The sequence below is a fragment of the Methanohalobium sp. genome (genome assembly GCF_018609725.1).
Lineage (GTDB): Archaea > Halobacteriota > Methanosarcinia > Methanosarcinales > Methanosarcinaceae > Methanohalobium.
Window position 1 is genome coordinate 1 of the sequence record NZ_JAHENT010000153.1, and the last position, 3,950, is coordinate 3,950.

Below are 3,950 nucleotides of genomic sequence, written 5' to 3' on the forward strand. Positions count from 1 at the left end.
ATTCGTGCAGATTCCATTCTTCAAATTGAAAAACCAAATAGAATATAAATGCGAAGATGTGGGCATCAACGTGAAGTTTCAGGAGGAATCCTACACATCCAAATGTTCTTTTTTAGATGATGAAGAAGTCAACAAGAAACCTTACTACCTGGGTCAAAGAATAAAAAGAGGTTTATTCCGGTCATCAAATGGTACAATCATCAACGCCGATGTGAATGGAGCTTACAACATCATGAAGAAAGCAATTCCTGGAGCTGTGAAGGGAATAGAGGGTGTGGCGTTACACCCGGTGAGGTTATCTCGCCAATGTAATTGATAATAAAAATTGATGTTTATGTTTATCAATTTTATCAATTGCAATAACGTGCTGTGAAGTGATGAATCAGCTTGGAGGAGAGTTTTCTGTAGATGCTTCAGATGAAAGTGATGCTAAATTTGCTGTTAAAGGTACAGTGTGTCCCTGGGGCACAGAACAGGCGAAATTAAATCCAATATTGTGCAGGTTAACAAAAGGTATTATATCAAAAGTTGTATCAAACGTTTATGATAACGCAAGGGTTGAAACCTTAAAAACCATGGGCCATGGAGATGACTGTTGTTATTTTGAAGTATTTATCCCAAACTAAATATGACATAAATAAATCAGCGTTCGAAATCATTAAATACCATACTGTATTCACAATATTATAATTATCAAATACTAAAATTGACAATTTTAAGTTGTAGTGGTTTAACTTGATTGATTCGTTATTAGATGAATACGGCGTTATAGGAGGAGACCACGACCAACATTTTCTGGTCGATGACAATTTCCTCAACCAGATTGTAGATTCTGCTGAACTAACCGAAAATGATACTGTTCTTGAAATCGGTGCAGGAATAGGCAATCTAACAGAAAAAATCGCAGAAAGAGTTCACAAACTTTATGCTGTAGAACTGGACCCTGATCTGTGTGATATTTTAATTGAGCGTTTTGCAGACTATGACAATGTGGAAATTATAGAAGGCGATATTCTTGATATTGAATTACCCGAATTTAATAAAGTAGTTGCAAATTTACCCTATTCGATTTCTTCACATATTACTTTCAAACTTTTAAAGCACGAATTTGAACTTGGGATACTGATGTATCAGTACGAATTTGCCAGAAGAATGGTATCACCGAAAAATTCAAAAGATTACAGTCGATTGACTGTTACTACCAATTTCTTTGCAGATGCCTCTATTATAATGAAAGTTCCACGCTCTGCATTCAAACCGGCTCCAGAAGTTAAATCTGCAGTAGTCAAATTGATACCCAGACCTGCATCCTTTGATGTTGTTGACGAGGACTTTTTCCTCACATTCGTCACAGCAGTATTCGGGCAGAGGCGGAAAAAATTAAGAAACGCCATTCTAAACACCAACAGTAAACTGGGCATTGCAAATGTGAAAGATGTAGTTAATAAATTACCTGATGAATACATGAACAAACGTGCTGAAAATCTGGAACCTTCAGAACTTGCCTATATAGCAAACCAGCTTTTTAACTTCAAAACAACTTAATAACCATGGCAAAAATAGAATACAAAAATACAAGTGTACAATTTGTAGACAATGTCTATGAACCTGCTGAGGATACATTCCTTTTAACTGAATCTGCTTTTAACTACATTAAAGACGGTATGAATATACTGGAAATCGGTACAGGTACCGGATTTGTATCTGCTGTTTTAAAAAACAATTTTGAAGTTAATATTGTCTCAACAGAAATAAACCCTGACGCTGCACAATGCGCAAGGTCAAACGATGTGGAAGTTATAAGGACTAATATGTTTGATGGGCTAAAACCCATCCAATGTTTTGATCTTATTCTTTTTAACCCACCTTATCTTCCTACAACTGATGATGAAAAAGTTCCGGGTTGGATTAACTATGCATATGATGGAGGTATCGATGGATGCGATGCCATCAGAAATTTTTTGGATAATGTATGCAACTACCTTAAACCAAACGGGAGTATCATGCTTCTGGTTTCATCGTTTTCTGGAATTGATTACATAAAAAAGATGATGGAATCATACGGATTTGAAGTTTATTCCACCAGCAGGGAAAGATACTTTTTTGAAGAACTGGCTGTACTTTATGGTATACATAAAATTAAAAATTTATGTAAACCCGTCCATTAATTCATCAGCCATTGACGGGTCAGTTTCTTGATCTACAAGTGTTCTAGATTCAAGAACCGGTAGATTGTCCTCAAATGTTGGTTTACCTTCTCTCTTATAAAATACTCCTATGGGTATATTATCTCCCCATTCCATCGATTTTTCAAATGCTTTGGTTTTATCATTTGGATTATAATCAGTTTCTTCCAGTTTATAAACCCTTTCTTTATACCATTTAAATGTATTCAATCTATTAAACGTTACACACGGTTGAAGTACATCAACAAGTGAAAGTCCCTTATGTTCGATAGCTTGTTTGATAATTCCTGAAAGATGCTTTACATCACCTGCAAAACCTCTGCTTACAAATGTACAATCAAGGGATATAGCAGTTGCAAGTGAATTAAAAGGGGTGTGCATTACTCCATGTTTTTGGACTTTTGTTTTCATTCCTATATCGCTTGTGGGAGATGCCTGTCCTTTTGTTAGACCATATATCTGGTTATCATGAACAATTACAGTTATGTTGGGATTTCTCCTTACTGCATGTATGAAATGGTTACCCCCTTCACCATACATATCACCATCTCCCCCTACAGCTATAACATTCAGGTCATGGTTAGATACCTTGGCACCTATAGCCGGTGGAATAGCACGCCCATGAAGACCGTTGAACACATTACACCGTAAATAATGCGGCAGTTTACCGGACTGTCCTATTCCTGATACTATAAGGATTTTATGAGGCGGTATATCAAGTCCTGAGAGTGCATTTTTTATCGATGTAAGTATCCCAAAATTACCACAACCAGGACACCATTCAATCTCTACTTTATTTTTATAATCGCCTTTAGATGTCATTATAATACTCCCCTGTTATCAAGCTCGTTTACAAGATATGCCGGTGTAAATGGTTTACCATCATATTTCAACACATTATCGGTCATGGATACCCCTGCTTCCACCTTCAAGATATTGGAAAATTGACCTGTTGCATTGTTTTCAACACATATCAGGTTGGAAGTAGTAACCTTTTCCAGTATGCTTTTTATGGATGTTGGTAATGGATAAACTTCGTTGAAATGTACAAGGTTTATATCCACCCCTCTACCTCTTAGTATATCCACCGTTTCTGTTAATGGTCCATAGGTAGAACCCCATCCTACAAGAGTTGTTTTCGCAGATTCTGAACCATATATTTCAGGTTCTGATATATCCTTTTTAAGCCCATCCAGTTTATTAAGACGTTTTTTATGCATCTTTACACGATTGTCTATGGTCTGGTCAATATGACCATATTCATCATGTTCATCACTATCAGCCACTACAAGTGAACCAAATTTACCCGGCAGTGCTCTGGGAGATATGCCTGAAGTTGTGAATTCATAACGTTTGTATTCTTTATCCTGTTCAGCTTCTGTATTTTCTGTCAGTAAATGTTTGTTGATTCTGATTTTTGATGTATCGAATTTATCACATGTAAATTCAGAATCTGCAAGATACTGGTCACTTATAATAATGGCAGGAATCTGATATTTATCTGCCATATTGAACGCTTTTGATGTGAGATAAAATGCATCATCCGGGGTTTTTGGCGCAAATATACATCTTGGAAATTCTCCCTGTGATGCATGAAGTGCAAATTCCAGGTCTCCCTGTTCTGTCATTGTAGGTAAACCAGTTGAAGGTCCGGGTCTTTGTCCCAGAAATATAACAACAGGTGTTTCGGTTACTCCTGACAATCCTACAGCTTCAGTCATTAAAGAAAAACCACCTCCTGATGTGGTCACCATTGAGCGTGCA

At 36.7% G+C, this 3,950-nt stretch carries 5 protein-coding genes and 1 pseudogene; 4 read left to right on the forward strand and 2 right to left on the reverse strand.

Features of this window, described 5'->3' with window-relative positions; genetic code table 11:
- The 4 genes from QZ276_RS10415 to QZ276_RS10430 form a co-directional block, all read left to right on the forward strand.
- The coding region (locus tag QZ276_RS10415; protein ID WP_292487765.1) for a zinc ribbon domain-containing protein at positions 1 to 316 on the forward strand (316 nt) is incomplete at its 5' end.
- Positions 317 to 359: 43 nt separating this feature from the next.
- Positions 360 to 626 carry a methanogen output domain 1-containing protein gene (locus tag QZ276_RS10420; protein WP_292487773.1) on the forward strand — a complete coding sequence of 89 codons (267 nt, stop codon included), beginning with the start codon at positions 360 to 362 and terminating at the stop codon, positions 624 to 626.
- Between the two features lie 109 nt (positions 627 to 735).
- A complete protein-coding gene (gene rsmA, locus QZ276_RS10425; RefSeq protein WP_292487767.1) occupies positions 736 to 1,545 on the forward strand; it encodes a 16S rRNA (adenine(1518)-N(6)/adenine(1519)-N(6))-dimethyltransferase RsmA in 810 nt (269 codons plus the stop codon).
- Positions 1,546 to 1,550: 5 nt separating this feature from the next.
- On the forward strand, positions 1,551 to 2,168 hold the full coding sequence (locus QZ276_RS10430; RefSeq protein ID WP_292487769.1) for a HemK2/MTQ2 family protein methyltransferase: 618 nt from the start codon (positions 1,551 to 1,553) through the stop codon (positions 2,166 to 2,168).
- Here the strand turns inward: QZ276_RS10430 and QZ276_RS10435 are convergent.
- Both QZ276_RS10435 and QZ276_RS10440 read right to left on the reverse strand, forming a co-directional pair.
- Positions 2,148 to 3,008, reverse strand: coding sequence for a 2-oxoacid:ferredoxin oxidoreductase subunit beta (locus tag QZ276_RS10435; RefSeq protein WP_292487771.1), 861 nt, complete (start codon positions 3,006 to 3,008; stop codon positions 2,148 to 2,150). The genes QZ276_RS10430 and QZ276_RS10435 overlap by 21 nt on opposite strands.
- Positions 3,008 to 3,950 (reverse strand): annotated as a pseudogene (locus tag QZ276_RS10440) (2-oxoacid:acceptor oxidoreductase subunit alpha); the annotation flags it as partial. The gene QZ276_RS10435 and the pseudogene QZ276_RS10440, both read right to left, overlap by 1 nt.